The 16,109-nt window shown below is 66.9% G+C and carries 12 protein-coding genes and 1 tRNA gene; 8 read left to right on the top strand and 5 right to left on the bottom strand.

Annotated elements, in window-relative coordinates:
• Window positions 1-19: 19 nt before the first annotated feature.
• The 4 genes from ACLJQ7_RS12650 to ACLJQ7_RS12635 all read right to left on the bottom strand — a co-directional run bounded on the left by ACLJQ7_RS12650 (window position 20) and on the right by ACLJQ7_RS12635 (window position 3,486).
• Window positions 20-1,444, bottom strand: coding sequence for an ATP-binding protein (locus ACLJQ7_RS12650; RefSeq protein ID WP_410648366.1), 1,425 nt, complete (start codon window positions 1,442-1,444; stop codon window positions 20-22).
• Window positions 1,441-2,133, bottom strand: coding sequence for a response regulator transcription factor (locus ACLJQ7_RS12645; protein ID WP_037340466.1), 693 nt, complete (start codon window positions 2,131-2,133; stop codon window positions 1,441-1,443). Before ACLJQ7_RS12645 ends, ACLJQ7_RS12650 begins: the two co-directional genes overlap by 4 nt.
• 85 nt (window positions 2,134-2,218) lie before the next feature.
• Window positions 2,219-2,833: a trimeric intracellular cation channel family protein gene (locus ACLJQ7_RS12640; RefSeq protein ID WP_410648365.1), complete on the bottom strand. Its 615-nt coding sequence runs from the start codon at window positions 2,831-2,833 to the stop codon at window positions 2,219-2,221.
• On the bottom strand, window positions 2,833-3,486 hold the full coding sequence (locus tag ACLJQ7_RS12635; protein WP_005155565.1) for a response regulator: 654 nt from the start codon (window positions 3,484-3,486) through the stop codon (window positions 2,833-2,835). The genes ACLJQ7_RS12640 and ACLJQ7_RS12635 overlap by 1 nt, the downstream gene beginning before the upstream one ends.
• Before the next feature lie 370 nt (window positions 3,487-3,856).
• Here ACLJQ7_RS12635 and ACLJQ7_RS12630 point away from each other — a divergent pair.
• The 6 genes from ACLJQ7_RS12630 to ACLJQ7_RS12605 all read left to right on the top strand — a co-directional run bounded on the left by ACLJQ7_RS12630 (window position 3,857) and on the right by ACLJQ7_RS12605 (window position 13,801).
• Window positions 3,857-3,929 (top strand) — tRNA-Arg (locus tag ACLJQ7_RS12630).
• Between the two features lie 409 nt (window positions 3,930-4,338).
• Window positions 4,339-5,226, top strand: a complete 888-nt coding sequence (locus ACLJQ7_RS12625; RefSeq protein WP_410648364.1) for a hypothetical protein — start codon at window positions 4,339-4,341, stop codon at window positions 5,224-5,226.
• A gap of 589 nt (window positions 5,227-5,815) precedes the next feature.
• Window positions 5,816-7,360 carry a TIGR02677 family protein gene (locus ACLJQ7_RS12620; RefSeq protein ID WP_410648363.1) on the top strand — a complete coding sequence of 515 codons (1,545 nt, stop codon included), beginning with the start codon at window positions 5,816-5,818 and terminating at the stop codon, window positions 7,358-7,360.
• Window positions 7,357-8,550: a TIGR02678 family protein gene (locus ACLJQ7_RS12615; protein WP_410648362.1), complete on the top strand. Its 1,194-nt coding sequence runs from the start codon at window positions 7,357-7,359 to the stop codon at window positions 8,548-8,550. Before ACLJQ7_RS12620 ends, ACLJQ7_RS12615 begins: the two co-directional genes overlap by 4 nt.
• Window positions 8,547-12,584, top strand: a complete 4,038-nt coding sequence (locus ACLJQ7_RS12610) for a TIGR02680 family protein (RefSeq protein ID WP_410648361.1) — start codon at window positions 8,547-8,549, stop codon at window positions 12,582-12,584. The genes ACLJQ7_RS12615 and ACLJQ7_RS12610 overlap by 4 nt, the downstream gene beginning before the upstream one ends.
• Entirely contained in the window at window positions 12,584-13,801 is a 1,218-nt protein-coding gene (locus ACLJQ7_RS12605) for a TIGR02679 family protein (RefSeq protein ID WP_410648360.1), read from the top strand. The genes ACLJQ7_RS12610 and ACLJQ7_RS12605 overlap by 1 nt, the downstream gene beginning before the upstream one ends.
• Here ACLJQ7_RS12605 and ACLJQ7_RS12600 read toward each other — a convergent pair.
• On the bottom strand, window positions 13,798-14,184 hold the full coding sequence (locus ACLJQ7_RS12600; RefSeq protein ID WP_410648359.1) for a cupin: 387 nt from the start codon (window positions 14,182-14,184) through the stop codon (window positions 13,798-13,800). The genes ACLJQ7_RS12605 and ACLJQ7_RS12600 overlap by 4 nt on opposite strands.
• A gap of 78 nt (window positions 14,185-14,262) precedes the next feature.
• Between ACLJQ7_RS12600 and ACLJQ7_RS12595 the strand changes: the two genes are divergently transcribed.
• Window positions 14,263-14,841, top strand: a complete 579-nt coding sequence (locus tag ACLJQ7_RS12595) for a TetR/AcrR family transcriptional regulator (protein WP_410648358.1) — start codon at window positions 14,263-14,265, stop codon at window positions 14,839-14,841.
• A gap of 26 nt (window positions 14,842-14,867) precedes the next feature.
• Complete coding sequence (locus ACLJQ7_RS12590; RefSeq protein WP_410648357.1) at window positions 14,868-16,109, top strand: plasmid pRiA4b ORF-3 family protein; 1,242 nt, start codon at window positions 14,868-14,870, stop codon at window positions 16,107-16,109.

Raw genomic sequence — 16,109 nt, 5'->3', positions numbered from 1 at the left:
CCGTCAGCGTAATCACCCGTCAGGCGGGAGCTCCCGGGAGCCGCAAGGTCATCAGCGCGCCACCGGTGGACGCGCGGCCCGCGTAGACGTCGCCGCCGTGCCGCTGCGCCGCGTGCTGGACGATGGCGAGGCCGAGCCCGGAACCAGGCAACGTCCGCGCCTCCGATGAGCGGTAGAAGCGGTCGAACACCTTCGGCAGGTCCTCGTCGGCGATCCCCGGCCCGGAGTCTTCGACTTCGAGCACCGCGGTGCCGTCGCCGACCGGGTACAGCCGGACCCCGACCGTCGTTCCTTCCGGCGAGAACTTCACCGCGTTGTCCAGCAGGTTCAGCACCGCGCGCTCCAGCGCACTCGTGTCACCGGTCAGCACCCACGGCTGTAGCGAGACGTCGAACTCGATCTCGCCCGCGCGGCGGCGCGCCCTGTCCAGCGCGCGCTCGACGACGTCGACCATCTCGACCCGTTCGTGCTCGATCCGCGGCTCGTCCTGGCGTGCCAGCTCGACGAGGTCGCCGATCAGCTGGGTCAGCTCGTCGAGCTGGCCGCGGATGTCGGCCTCGATGTCGCTGCGGTCCTCGTCGGACAGCGTCCGCGCGCCCGGCCTGCTCGCGGAAAGGAGAAGTTCCAGGTTGGTGCGAAGCGACGTCAGCGGGGTGCGGAGTTCGTGGCCCGCGTCGGCGACGAGTTGCCGTTGCCGTTCCTGCGATTCGGCGACCGTGCCCAGCATCGTGTTGAAACTCTGGGTGAGGCGGGCGAGTTCGTCGTCGCCGCTGACCGGGATCGGCCGCAGATCACCCGTGGTGGCGACGCGTTCCGCCGCCGACGTGAGTCTGTCGACCGGCCGCAGGCCCGCTCTCGCGACGGCCGTTCCCGCGGCCGCGGCGACCAGGATCCCGGCGCCGCCGATCAGGAACAGGACCACGGAAAGCTCGTTCAGGGTGCGCTTCGTCGGCCCGAGCGACTGGGCGAGCACCATCGCCTGGCCGTCCCCCTGCGGAAGGGCGACGACGCGGCTGTCGGTCTTCGGGTCGGTGCGCAAGGAGAACGGCGACTCCCCGGTGGCGACCGCGATCTCGTCCGCGCCGTACGGCGGACGGCTGCCGGACTGCGGGAAGGTCAGCCGGATCTTTTCCCCGACCGTCAGCTGCCCGATCTGCAGGTCCGCGCTGGCCAGGAAGGCGCCCGGCACCTGCTGCAGCTCGGTCTGGACCTGGGGCGAATCGACCGCGGCCTGCGCGCGGGCGAGCAGGTTGTCGTCCACCTGCTGGTAGAGGTTGTCCTTCACGACGAGATACGCGCCGAGCGACACCAGCGCCACCGCGCCCGCCACCGAAGCGGCCGCGAGCAGCGTCACCCGGCCGCGGAGCGAGAAGCGCCGCGTGCTCCAGCGGTCGCCGCGCGGATCCTTTTCGGACACGTCGACGACCGGGACCGGTTCGGTCACGGCGGGGTTTCCCTCAGCACGTAGCCCACTCCCCGCACCGTGTGGATCAGCCTCGGTTCGTTCCCAGCCTCGGTCTTTCGGCGCAAATAGCCGACGTAGACCTCCAGCGCGTTGCCCGACGTCGGGAAGTCGTATCCCCACACTTCCTCCAGGATCCGGCTGCGGGTCAGAACGTGCTTCGGGTAGGAGAGGAACAGCTCCAGCAGGGCGAATTCGGTCCTCGTGAGACTGATCTCCCGCCCCGCCCGGCGCACCTCGCGCGTCCCCGGGTCCAAGGTGAGGTCCGCGAACGAGAGGACCTCGGCGTTCTGTCCGGCCTGCGGATCCGGGATCGCCCGGCGCAGAAGCGCGCGAAGGCGCGCGAGAAGCTCTTCGAGCGCGAAGGGCTTCGGCAGGTAGTCGTCGGCGCCGGCGTCGAGACCGGACACCCGGTCGGAGACGGTGTCCCGCGCGGTGAGCACGAGAATCGGCAGGTCGTCCCCCGTGCTTCGCAGCCTGCGGGCGACCTCGAGGCCGTCGAGCCGCGGCATCATCACGTCGAGGACCATCGCGTCGGGTCTGTTGGCGATGATCGCTTCCAAGGCCTGTGCGCCGTCCCCGGCCAGCTCCACCTGGTACCCATTGAACTCAAGGGATCGCCTGAGTGATTCACGGACGGCCCTGTCGTCGTCCACCACGAGGATGCGCATGGCGACAGTCTTACGCAGAGTGCTGAGACTCGCCTAAGAACACACACAGAACCAACAAAGGAAATCCGGCGATCCGGAAGACGTTTCAGCCGGTCTCGGGCCCTTTTGCAACGGGTGCGTTCCATCTCCGCCACAAAGCGAGCATCCGGACCCCCACCACGGCGGCGGCTGCTGCCAGCGTCACCACACCCGGTGGCAGTCGCAGAGCGTGACCGATCACGACGAGCACGGCCCCCGCGAGCGCCGCGACCGCGTAGATCTCCTTCCGCAGCACGAGCGGGATTTCCCGCAGGAGAAGGTCACGCACAGCGCCGCCGCCGATACCCGTCGTCATGCCGATCAGGCACGCCGCGTAGGGAGTGGCGCCCGCGTTCAACGCGATGGTGGTCCCCGCCGTCGCGAACACCCCGAGCCCGAGCGCGTCGGCCAGCAGCACGGCGCGCCGCAGCTTCGCGATCTGCGGATGGAAGACGAACACGACCAGCGCCGTCCCGCCACAGACCGCGAGATACGGCCACGTCCGCAGGGTGGTGGGCGGCGTGATCCCGAGCAGGACGTCACGGATGACCCCGCCGCCGAGCGCGGTCGTCAACCCGACGACGACCACCCCGAAGACGTCCAACCTGGCCCGCACCGCCGCGAGCGCCCCCGAAGCCGCGAACGCGATCAAACCGAGGAACTCGAGCGCGGTGAGGATCATTACTGGTCGAGCAGGCCACCGCGGTAGGCCAGCAGCGCGGCCTGCACCCGGTTCGCCGCGCCGATCTTGGACAGGACGGCCGAGACGTAGCCCTTGACCGTGGCCTCGGACAGGTGAAGGCGTCCGCCGATCTCCGCGTTGGACAGCCCCTGCCCGATCAGCCCGACGACCTCACGCTCCCGCTCGGACAGCGACGCGAGCAGCTTGCGCGCCGGCTGCGCGGCCCGCTGCTCGTCCCGGTGCGACTGGACCATGCGCGCCGCGACCCCCGGGTCGAGCACCGCGCCACCCCTGGCGAGATCCCTCACCGCCCGGAGGAGCGCCGCCGGGTCGATGTCCTTCAGCAAGAAGCCGTTCGCCCCGAGCCTGAGCGCGAGACTGACGTAGTCGTCGATGTCGAACGTGGTCAACATCGCCACGGTCGGCGGATCCGGCAGGGCGAGGATGGCCCTCAGCGCGCGAATGCCGTCGTCGGGCGCCCGCATCTTGATGTCGAGCAACGCGACGTCAGGGTGGTACCGCCGGGCGACCTCGACCGCTGATCTCCCGTCGCTCGCCTCGCCCACGATCTCGATATCGGCAGCGCCCGACATCATGGCCCGCAGGCCCGAACGGACCAGTTCCTCGTCGTCGGCGAACATGAGCTTGATCAACGAAGCCCTCCGGCAGCCGGGGGAGCGGCGTCTCGCGTCCCGTTAACGAAGATTACCTACTGTTGTTCAGGGTTTCGAAACCAGACACGTACGAGTGACCCGCATGGGTCATCTGTGTCGATCTAGGCGTCGATTCAGACCCTGGTTTGCCGGGCCTGAGTGTCGCTGCTCCTGGGTGGATCCGCAGGTCGAGTGTCACTAGACGGCCACTGTCGCTGTCCGGCCGCACGCCGTGTTGGCCTGCCGCGCAACCGCCGTTCGGGGCATTCGGGGCTTTCACCGGGCCGGCCGCTTGCTCCGCCCGGGTGCGACTTGCGACCTCGCGCTCGGGCGGCTCGCGTCACCCGGTAGGCTGCGCCTGGCAGTACATGCCCTCGTAGCTCAGGGGATAGAGCACCGCTCTCCTAAAGCGGGTGTCGCAGGTTCGAATCCTGCCGGGGGCACACTCTCCAGCGACCCTATGTTCGAGCTGCACGTTCCGTTTCAGCAGCGCGCCAAGACTGCGACAGCTTAGGCTTGGCCCCGTTCGGACTTGGGCACAATCTTCGGTTCAGGGACCGTAGCCATCATTTGCGGCAGGAACGCCAGACAGACGGCGATACTTCTTGGTCATGGAATCGCCTTTTCACTGGCCGCGCCTCAGGATGCGACCGTGAAGCAGCGCAAGCGAGTCGATCACGTCGCGGCCGCACGACCTGTCAGCCACTTCGCGTATCTATGCCGCTCAGCGGCCCGTCGGCAACCGTTGGCATCACGTCAAGTGGCCAAGCTACGGGTCAAGCTCCTAGACCATACGGGGTCGACCGTTGAAGCAATCTCTTGATCACGTCAACAACGCGTAAACTCCGGCTCATGGCGCCATCCGTATCGATCCCGGAGAAGACGCTGGAGCACTGGGCGAGCCAGTACGTGACGTACCGCTACCGCTCGAAGGCCGCTCTTTGGTGGCCTGCCCGTGGAGAAGACCTCGATGTCCGCTGGTTACCAACGAAACCCGGGAAGGTCGTGCAGCTAGAACTGAAGACAACGACCATCGTTGGGGCAGGTCTCCACGACGTCCTCATTGATCTCGGGCAACTCTGGGAATATTGTCAACGTCCGCTCGGACTTCAGCCCTTCTACGTATTCCCATCGCCTCACTGGGACGGAGAGCTAAATGCCGCAGCGAAAGCGAACGGCCACCCGGTCACCGAACTAGCATTCGCCCGCAGCGGATCAGGCTGGTGGTTCGCAGACTGGATGGTTGTCCTGACAACAGCGCAGGTCGCTGACACACTTAGGCCTGAGCTGACTGCCCACAGCTCAAGCACTCGGGGTAAGCGGAAGCGGCTCGTCCAATTCAACCTGAACCATTCTCCGACAACGCTCACTTGGGGCGCAGGAGGAGCGACACCACCCGATGTCACCCGGTGGCGTGACTTCTGGTCGAGGCTCGAGCTGTGCGGCCGACCCGAATGGCCACAAATGATCGTGCTCCCCGCTTACTTAACCCAAAATCTTGAGACGATCCCGCGTCCGCGAATCATTGAGTTACTCAGCGTGGCGCGAGACATGATGCAGGCTGAGCGCGGTCATTACGACGAGTTCGTAACCCTGATGCCCGACGTGAGCGGGCTTTACCAAATCGTTCATGGCCTTGCCGCCAACCACAGCGATCCCGAAAACGCCCCGGCTAGCCAGGTCGATGACCACCGGCAAGTGGTGTTCCTTGATGCGCGAGCACTGCTACGTACAACGTGAAGCGGGTGGACGGGATCCTCGATACCCCGTGCGCCAGTTCCACCGACCGGCCGCCGAGCAGGAGGTTCAAGTTTGCACGCTGGCGCGTTAGGTAGTTCTCCAGCATGAGCGATCCCAACCTTGGGGCGGCTTGTACTCAACGACACCGTCCGACCACGCCGGGTTTGACGCTGCCTAGGTCGCCAGACTCCGTATGCCTCGATCCACTCGACACACTCGGCCGGCGGAAAGGACAGTTCCAGGATCAGAATGCGCTGGCGCGACCGGCTGCGGGCGCACACCGCGACGATCTAATCGTCGGGCAGATCGCTCCGGTTAACCGTAACCTCGACCCCCGATCACCTCGGTACGGAACGGCGTGGTGCGATCGTTCTTCAGCATGGTGTACAAGCCAATGATGTACTCGCTGTCGTTGTGACGATCAAGGTTGACACACGACACCCGCCGAGGCTCTGGAGCTGGCCGCGACGCTGACCGCCGCCGACATGGCGGAGCGGCAAGCTGCACCGCAGGCGGCCGCAAAAGCGTGCTGACCAGGCGACCTGAGGGGCTCAATCGGAACTGTCGGTGCCCTCCCCATAATAGGATCGTGACCGCCTACCAGGAGCCCCAGCCGTTCGCGCACCTCAGCGCGCCGAACGCCGCGCTTTATCGCGACGTCCTGTTGACGTTCGCGCGGGCGAGGGACCGGTTCATCGTGCACATGCGCCCCGAGGACGTCACGACGGACTTGAACCGGCCGGGCGACATCGATCAGGTCGCGGACGCGCTGGACAAGCTGGTCGACTGGGGCAACTTGCGTGCCGATCCGGACACGAGCCGGGTGACCAGTGTCGCCGACTTCCATCGCGCTCGCTATCTCTACCAGCTCACTGCGGCCGGCCAGGCCGCCGAAGAGGCACTCGCGGTTTATGACCAGGCGCTGGGCCGCCGTGGGTCGCTGCAGTCGGTGGCGCTGGAGGACATCGCGGCGCAACTGCGGGCGCTCGTGGAGCTGGCCGGGGCCCGGGAGTTCGATCCGGCGAAGGTGCATCTGCTGCTGCTCGCGCTCGCCGAGCGATTCACCGGTTTGGCCGACAACGCGCAGGCGTTCATGGCGTCACTGCGCCGGGTCATCGATTTCGCCGATGGGGACGTGGAGGCGTTCGTCGCGTACAAGCAACGGTTGATCGACTACGTCAACCGGTTCATCGCGGATCTCGCGAACCGGGGCGCGGAGATCGCCACGTTGCTCGGCCGGATCGAGGAAGCCGGTGTGGAAGAACTGCTCATGGTAGCCGCGAAGCGCGAGGCGGCGGATGTCGCGCCGGACGATCACGAGAACGCGGCCGCCATCGAGAATTGCCATGACAGTTGGCGAAATCGCTGGCGGGGGCTGCACGACTGGTTCGTCTCGGCCGATTCTCGTCATCAGTCGCAGGCTCGGCTGCTCCGTGGCGCCGCTGTCACGGCGATCACCCAGCTCATCGACACGGTGGCCGCGCTCAACGAGCGTCGCTCCGGACGTTCCGATCGGTCGGCTGATTTCCGTACCTTGGCACGGTGGTTCGCCGAGGCCCCGGACGATGGCGCGGCGCACCGGCTGTGGCGGACGGCTTTCGGGCTCAGTTCCGCGAGGCACCTCACTGTCGACCACGAAACCGTTGCCGCGTGGGAAGAAGCGCAGCCCGCCCCGAATACTGCGTGGCGGGACGCGCCCGGGGTGCACATCAGCCCGCAACTGCGCAAAACGGGATCCTACGAGCGACGCGGCCAGCCCAACCGAGTCGCGGACCGTGCGGAGCAGCGACGGATTCTCGCCGAGCAGGCGGCTTTCGAATCCGAGCAGGTCGCCGAGGCGCGAGAGCGGTTGGCGACGCCAGGGCCGACCCGGCTGTCGGCGCTCGGCGAACTCGACGCTCGGGCGTTCCGGCTCTTCCTCGGCCTTCTCGGCGACGCGCTCTCGGCCCGTGCCCCTGGTGACCACGAAGTCCGCACCACCACCAGTGACGGCACGATGGAGATCCGGCTCACTCTCGTGCGTGGCGGCGGAACGGTGCGAATCGACACTGAGGACGGTGTGCTGAGCGGGCCTGAGCACCTGATCGAGATCATCGACCTGGTCGGCCGTGGCCGAGTGGAAGCGATCGCGTGATCACGCCCGTCGATGAAAGCGTTGCCCAGAAACGGAAAGCCCTGCGGGCACTGCTCACCAAACCGTTGCTGACAGCGAGCGCGGACGACGAGATTCTGCGCTTGGTCAGGCGCCACGCGGCGGAGCTGCGTGATTGGTTCTCCCTTGAGACGGGATGGCGGCTGACGGTCGGCGCCGAATCCGCGCGGCTGTTCAAAACCGCGCCGACGTTGACCGACCAGACCCATCCGGCGCGGGACGGTAAAGGCAAACCGCCGTTCGGCCGCCGCAGGTACGTCCTGCTCTGCTTGGCACTGGTCGTCTTGGAGCGCGCCGACGCGCAGATCACCCTCGGCCGCCTCGCCGAAGGCGTGCTCGCCGCCGCGGGTGAACCCGAGCTCGTCGACGCGGGCGTGTCGTTCACGCTGAGCAGGCGCGATGAACGTTCGGATCTCGTCGCCGCGGTCCGATTGCTGCTCACCTGGGGTGTGCTCGAGCGTGTCGCCGGCGAGGAAGACGCCTACCTGAGCGACAACGGGGACGTCCTCTACGACGTACAGCGCCGAGTGCTGGCTGCCCTCCTGACCAGTGGCCGCGGCCCTTCGACGATCAGCGCCATCGATTTCGAAACCAGGCTGGAAGAGCTCGCCCACGAGCCCGTCGCCGACACCGACGACCTGCGCAATCGAGCCTTACGCCACCGGCTCACTCGCCGCCTGCTCGACGATCCGGTGGTCTACTACGACGAGCTGCCCGATGACGAACGCGCGTACCTGACCGGGCAGCGGCACGCGATCACGCACCGGATCGAGGAGGCCACGGGACTGGTCGCCGAAGTCCGCGCGGAGGGCATCGCCATGGTCGACCCCGACGACGAACTGACCGACGTGCGCATGCCGGAGCAGCGCACCGATGGCCACGCCACCTTGCTCGTCGCCGAGTATCTCGCGGCACGGACCGGACCGGTGCCGATCGAGCGGATGCTGGCGTATGTTCGGAAAATCGCCCGTGAGCACGCCACCTACTGGCGCCGCGGAGTCACCGAAGAAGGCGCTGACGAGGAACTCCTCGCCATCGCGCTGCACAAGCTGCGCGCGCTGCGGCTCGTCGAGGATTTCGAAGGGAATCCGCCGATGGTGCGTGCGCTGCCCGCGATCGGCCGTTACCGGCTCGACGCGCCCACCATTCGGGAGAGGAGGACCGGGAAATGACTTTGCCCGTCCCGAACCGGGCCCGCTGGCAACCACTTCGCGCCGGCCTGGTCGACCTGTTCTACTACGACCTCGAAGAGTTCCATTTTCACGACGGCCGCTTGTTGCTGCGCGGCAACAACGGAACCGGCAAGTCCAAGGTGCTTGCGCTCACTCTGCCGTTCCTGCTCGACGGCGAATTGTCGGCGCACCGAGTGGAGCCGGACGGCGACCGCAACAAACGCATGGAATGGAATCTGCTGCTCGGCGGGAAACATCCGCACAAGGAACGCCTCGGCTACACCTGGCTGGAATTCGGCCGCACCCTTCCCGACGGGAGCACCGAGTACCGCACGATCGGCTGCGGCCTCAAAGCCGTCGCCGGACGCGGTATCGCCAGGCACTGGTTCTTCGTCACCGACCAGCGCGTCGGCCGGGACCTCTCCCTGGTGAGCCCGACCAGGGTGGCGTTGACCAGGGAGAAACTCAAGGACGCGGTCGACGGGCACGGCCTGGTGTACGACACCGCGTCGGAATACCGGCGGGCGGTGGACGAGGCACTGTTCGGGCTGGGGACACACCGCTACGAAGCCTTGGTCAATCTTCTGATCCAGCTACGGCAACCGCAGCTGTCGAAGAAGCCGGACGAGAAACTGCTGTCCCGAGCGCTCACCGAAGCGCTCCCGCCGCTCGACCCTGCCTTGGTGGCCACGGTCGCGGAAGCATTTCGTGGACTGGACGAGGAACGGGAGACGTTACGCGCACTCGCCGAAGCCAAGACGGCGGCGGAACAGTTCCTCACCCATTACCGGCGTTATTCCAGGATCGCGGCCAAACGTCGTGCGGCACCGGTCCGGCACAGCCACAGCAGGTACGAACAGCTCGGCCGTGAGCTGGGTGAAGCCGAGACCGCTTACGAAAAGGCGACGCTGGCACTCGAAGGAACACAACGGTCGCTCGCCGAGTTGGCGACCGCGAAAATCCGGCTGGAGGCACGCCGCACCGCGTTGCAGAGCAGTCCGGAAATGCGGGACGCCGAAAACCTGAAAAGGGTGGGGGAAGAGGCCGAGAAGCTCTCGAGATTCGCCACGGAGCGGGAACGCGACCTGACCTCGGCCGTCGACAACCTGCGACGCCGTGAAGAGCAAGCCGAAACCGCACGGCGAACGACCGAAGCCGACTCGGAAATTCTGGCGCGAGTCAAGGACATCGCGCGCGAGGCCGCCGAGGCCGCGTATGTGGCCGAGGGACATGCCGCTGTCGTCGCTGACGAAGACGAGCGAGCCGGGCAGGCTCTCATCGAACGGCAGAGCAAGGCTGTCGAGCAGCTGCAACGGTTGCTCGACGCCGCGACACAGGCCGAGGCCGCGTTGCGTTCCGCACGCGCGATCGTGGATCGGATCACCGCCGAGCAGCAGGACGCCGCCGAGCGGATCACAGCGGCCGAGGAGAGTGTCGCCGGGCATGGTGCGGCGCTCGTTGCCTCCTACCGCTCATACCTGGCCGCGACCGACCAATTCATCCTGTCCGATATGGACGGCCTGCTCGACTCGCTGGACTCGTGGACCGAAACACTGTCCGGTACCAACCCCGCGGCGTCGGCCGTGGAAGAAGCCGTGCTGCGGGCGACCTCCGAACTCGGTCGCAGGCAAGCCACCCTCGACGCCGAGCGAGCGGCGGCGGGAAACGAGCGGCGAGCGATCGTCGCCGAGATCGCCCGGCTCGAGGCGGGTGGTCACGACGCTCCGCCGAGGCCGTACACCCGTGACGAAGAGGCACGTGCGACGCTCCCCGGCGCTCCGCTGTGGAAGGTCGTGGACTTCGTGCCCGGTGTCAGCGCGGAGCATCGGGCCGGACTCGAAGCGGCTTTGGAGGCCGCTGGCATCCTCGACGCTTGGGTGACCCCAGACGGTGAACTGCACAGCACGCTGACCGGCGACGTGGTCGTCAAGCCGGGCGACGCCGCGCCGTCGGGCGGCCTCACCGCCTTGCTCGCGCCGGCGGTGGACCGGGCCGATCCGCAGGCGGCGGCCCTGGATGACGACGTGGTCGCATCGGTCTTGCTCGCGATCGGTCTCGGTCCCGGTGCGGGCACTTGGGTCGCGGTGGACGGCAAGTTCGCCGTCGGCGTGTTGAGCGGGGTGTGGCACAAGGACACCGCCGGTTACCTGGGCGAGGGCGCGCGCGAAGCCGCGCGCAGGGAACGCGTCCGTCGGCTGCGAGATGAGAGCGCCCAGCTGGACCGGCGCCTCGCCGAGTTGGCGGACGCCGCCGAAAGCCTGGTGGCCCAGCGTGCCGCCCTCACCGCGGAACATCGGGCTCAACCGAAGGACAACGATCTCCGCGAAGCTCATGTCATGCTCGCCGAGGAACATAAGTCGAAACGCCGGATCGACGCCCGCCTCGGCGAAGCGGTCACCGTTTCCGGCGAGTGCGTCGACGCGGCCGAGCGAGCTCGCGGAACGGTCATCGAGTTCGCCGGAGATGTCGGTCTGCCAACGGATCCCGACGAAGTGGCCCGAGTTCGCAAGGCCGTTGGTGACTACCGGGTCGCCCTGGCCGGGCTTTGGCCCGCGGCGCGGGCGCTGGCTCGGGCACGGGCCGGATCAGCCAAGGCCGAAGACGAACTTCGAGCCGCCGCCGAACACCATGGCGAAGCACAGGAATCGGCCGCGGAGGCCCGCGCCGACGCCGAGGTCGTGGTGGAACGTCATCGGGTACTGGTCGAGACCGCGGGCGCGGGAGTCGATGAGCTCTATCGGAAGCTCGCCGTGGTCGGTATGGAACTGGACGAGCGGGAGGCCCGCGAGAACCAGGTGCGAAAAGACGAGCAGGAGGTGCGCGAAGAGCGGGGTAACGCCAACGGGCGGCGCGAGACACTTCGAGGTTCGATCTCGATCGCCGTGGCCGAACGTGACCAGGCCATCAATGAGCTGCGGGCCTTCGCAGCGACGCGACTGTTGACAACGGCAGTTCCTGAAGTGGAGTTCCCCGATCCCGGCAAGGAGTGGGCGCCCAACCCGGCTGTCGCCCTCGCGCGGGCCATCAACGCTTCGCTGGACGGCGTGGACGACGCGGACCGGCCTTGGGAACTGGTGCAGCAGAAGGTGTCGGCTGAGCACAAACTGCTGACCGACGCGCTGTCCAGGCACGGCCATTCGGTCGGCATGACCGTTCGGGACGGGATCATCGTCGTCGATGTGCTGTTCCAAGGCCGAACCCAGGACATTCCGACGCTGGTGGCCGCTTTGGAAGTGGAGAACGAGCAGCGAGCGAACCTGCTTTCGGCCAAGGAACGTGAAATTCTCGAGAACCACCTCATCAACGAAGTGGCGGGCACGCTGCAAGAGTTGATCGGCAACGCCGAGGATCAGGTTCGGTCCATCAACACCGATCTGGAGGCCCGGCCAACCTCGACCGGAATGCGCCTGCGGTTGCAGTGGCGTACTTCGCGAACGGCGCCAGCCGGGCTCGACCGGGTGCGGGACCGGTTGTTACGGCAGACCGCCGACGCCTGGAGTGCGGAAGACCGGACCGCCGTCGGCGGGTTCCTGCAGGAGCAGATCAACCGCGAGCACGCCGAAGACGCGGCCGGCGGCTGGGTCGAACAGTTGACCCGTGCGCTGGACTACCGGTCCTGGCACGACTTCGCGATCCAGCGCTACCAGGACGGCCAATGGCGGTCGGCGACCGGGCCGGCGTCCGGCGGTGAACGGGTGCTCGCCGCGTCGGTTCCGCTCTTCGCCGCGGCCTCCTCGTTCTACTCGTCTTCGGCCAATCCTCATACCCCGCGTCTGGTCGCGCTCGATGAAGCGTTCGCCGGGGTCGACGACGACTCACGGGCCAAGTGCCTCGGCCTGCTCGCCGCGTTCGACCTCGACGTCGTGATGACCAGCGAGCGCGAGTGGGGTTGTTATCCGCAGGTGCCGGGGCTGGCCATCGCCCAGCTCGCCCGGCGCGACGGTATCGACGCGGTATTGGTGACCCCGTGGCGTTGGGACGGCCGCGAACGTGTTCAGGAAGAACGGCCGCTCCCCTACGTGCCGAGCGCTTGATGGCCGATCTTGTTCGCCTCCGCAGGCTTCTGGGTGGTGAAGAGACCTCTTGGCTGCTTGACCGTTTGCGCCGTCGGATGGTCGCCGGCAGGCCGTTGAGCGGAGTCGTCACTCTCGGCTCGGCGACACATGACCAGCGCAGGGCCATCGAACGACTGCTTGGGCGGCGGGCCGGGGCCGGTGCCTCTCTGAGCGTTTCTCTCGACGAAGTCGACGCGGTGCTTCGTCGCAGCGGTTCGGCCCCGGATGGGCTGGCCGACGTGACGAGGCTGTTGATCGGAACCGTGCCGTCCCGATCAACCGAGGCCGCAGCCTGGTCGGCGGCCTTCAGCCCCCTGGACGAACTGATCGCACGACGTCCCTTGCTGGCGACGTGGCGGGCGTGGTTGGACTCCACCGGCATGGTCCGGAGGCTGGCTTCCGATCCGGAGATCGCGTCGACGTTGATCACCGCGGCTGTCCGCGTTCTCGCCGAGTTGCCCTCGGAGGGCATCGCGCTGGGCCGGCTCGCGGCGGAAACCACGGGCGACGCGCACGGCTTGGATGATGGGTGCCCTTTGGCGACCATCGTCCTCTCGGCGGCCAGGGTCCTTCGCGGCAGCCCGCCGGCCGGAGACGGTACAGCGGGCGAACGCCGGACCTCCTGGGCGGCGGTCGGCGTACACCGTGACGAACTCTCCTCATCCGTGTTGTGCCTCGGTTTGCCAGGTGGCGCGGACACGGTGACCGGTCGCATGCTGGCGCTGGCGAAGGAATCCGGCGAACCGTGTGTCCTGACACTGCGTCAGTTGAGCGCAGCGCGGCTCGGCGTCGGAGCCGGGATGGTGTCGGTCTGCGAGAACCCGATCGTCCTCGCCTCGGCGGCCGACGAGCTGGGACCCGTCTGCCCTCCTCTTGTCTGCGTGAACGGCCAGCCCTCGGCTGCGGTGCTACGTCTACTCGATCTTCTCTCGATGGACGGCGCCGGTTTCAGGTATCACGGTGACTTCGACTGGGGCGGTATCCGGATCGGGAACACCCTGCGGGACCGGATTGCCTGGGAGCCCTGGCGTTTCGACGCTGAGGCGTACTCCTCGACGACTGTGGCAGGCGGTTCGCTGACAGGAAAGCCGGCCGACGCGACCTGGGATTCGGAACTACGGCCGGCCCTCGAGCGACGCGGAGTACGCATAGAGGAGGAACTCGTCCTCCCCGCCTTGCTGGACGACCTCCGCTAGGCCTCGTGGAAGTCGTCGAGGCGATGCGCTTCGGCTGAAGACTCCGTAGCGGCAAGCCAATGCGGGTAGGTGACATAGACCAGTTCCGTGTCTTCATCGGCCACGTAGACCACCTCGGCGCCAGAACGCAGGTAGATCACCTCGCCGGCCCGAGCAGTCACTGAGCCCGAAGGTCCCTCGACGGTGAAGGTGCCGGAAGTGATGACCAGAGCCTCGTCGTAGGTCATCTTCCACGGGTTCTTCTCACCCTTTCCGTAGCGAGCGAAGCCGACGGACATCGCCGCGCCGCTGTCTTGCGCGAGAACGTCGGCCAGGAAGATTTGCTGGTCGAGCCGTTGGAACCAGGTTGAAGCATCGTCGCTCGTGAAGTGTTCGACGGACATCCAAGTCTCCTTAAGTGGAACTTTCTCCACTTAGTTAACTGGAGAAAGTTCCACTTGTCCACCGGTTACGCTGGGCGAGTGCTTCCCATCGCAGGGGCCGGGACTCCAGAGCGGGCGGACGCGGCTCGCAACCGGCAGAAGATCGTCCGCGCGGCGGCCGAGCTCGTTGCGGCCAAAGGGATCGACGGGCTCGCGTTGGACGAGGTCGCGGCGGAGGCGGGCGTCGGGATCGGGACCGTGTATCGACGGTTCCCGGACAAGGGCGCGTTGGCGCAGGCGTTGCTCGACGAGAACGAGCGCGAGTTCCAGGAGGCGTTCATCAGCGGGCCGCCGCCACTCGGGCCGGGGGCGCCAGCAGCTCAAAGACTCAGGGCGTTCCTCGAAAATTACGTCGACAGGCTCGAGACACATGGCGAACTGTTGATGGTCGCGGAGACGGCGACGCCGATGGCGCGCTTCGTGACCGGCGCCTACCGGCTGCACCACAGTCATCTGGTCGCGTTGATCAGCGAGATCGAGCCGAATGCGGATGCGCATTTCCGGGCCGACGCGCTGCTCGCGCCACTGGCGGCCGCGCAGTACGTCTACCAGCGACAAAGCATGACACCGGAGCAGATCAAAGCGGGGTTGAGTGACCTGTGCCGGCTCGATGACTAGTGTCCTGGAAGTCTGAAAGGGGCTGCATGGATCTCGCGGTGAAGTCCGAACTGGTCGAGCAGGTGCGCGCGTTCACAGAATGGGTGGGCGCGGGGCGCAAACTCACCCAAACCGGGCGGCTTACCATGGCTGACGCCAGGGCACTGGTGCCGCTGCTGGGCACCGCAGACGTGCTCGACCGGGCCATCGGCGACCGCGTGTACAAAACCAGGTCGAGCGAGGAGCTGCCCAACCTGATGCTCGTCGTGGAGTGCGCCAAGGTGGCGCGACTGGTCCGCAAGACAGGCCAACGGCTGGTGCCGGTGAAGAAGAATCAGGCGCTTCTCGATGACCCACAGAAGTTGTGGCTCGCGTTGTTCACCGGATTCGACCAGCTGGGCGAGGCGTTCCTGCACTCGGGATTCGGCGAGTCACTGCTGCGCCCGGAGTTCGCGCACGGCAGCCGCGCCGCGTTGGCGGCGTTGTACAACACCGACGGTGCCGTCGGCATCGAGAGCTTGCGCGCGATCGTGTGGGATGTCGTCAGCGCGCCTTGGGTCTTGGACGATCTCACCGAACTGCAGTTCGAGATGTTGCGACGCTCGAATGACCGCGACACCAAGGAGACGCTCGAGGTCCTACAGCGATTGGGAGCGGTGACCCTCCGGGGTGAATCGGCTGAGCTGACCGAACTCGGCCGGTTCGGCATGCGGCGGCTCCTGGGGATGCCGGAAGCCGGTGATCCGATCTACCAGGTGAAAATCACTCTGCTGGAAATCGAAGGTCTTCCGGTGTGGCGGCGGGTGCTGGTTCCGGCGGCCATCCCGCTCGACCGGCTCCACGAGGTCATCCAGGCCGTAATGGGCTGGGATAACTATCACCTGCACTACTTCCTCGATGGGGAGACCTACTACGGCGAGGCCGAACCTGAACTGCAGTACCGCGACGAACGGAAAGTGCGGCTGGACGACTTGGTGAAGCCCGGCGGCCGCCTCTTGTACAACTACGACTTCGGCGACAGCTGGGACCACGAGATTCTCATCGAGGAAGCCACGGTCGCCACGGCCGATGGGCGTTATCCGCGGTGTGTCGCGGGCCAAGCGGCGTGCCCGCCGGAGGATGTCGGCGGCACCGGGGGTTACGCGAGGTTGATCCAGATCCTCGGCGATCCCGGCCACGAGGAACACCAGGACATAGTCGGCTGGCTCGGCATCGACGACCCTGGCCAGTTCGACGCCGCGCGCTTTGACCTCGACGAGACCAACCAGCGCCTCACCGCAAGGGCATAG

Origin of the sequence: Amycolatopsis sp. cmx-4-54 (genome assembly GCF_046548895.1) — a bacterium.
Lineage (GTDB): Bacteria > Actinomycetota > Actinomycetes > Mycobacteriales > Pseudonocardiaceae > Amycolatopsis.
Note: the sequence above shows the minus strand (reverse complement) of the source record. Positions and strands in the feature narration are given on the sequence as shown.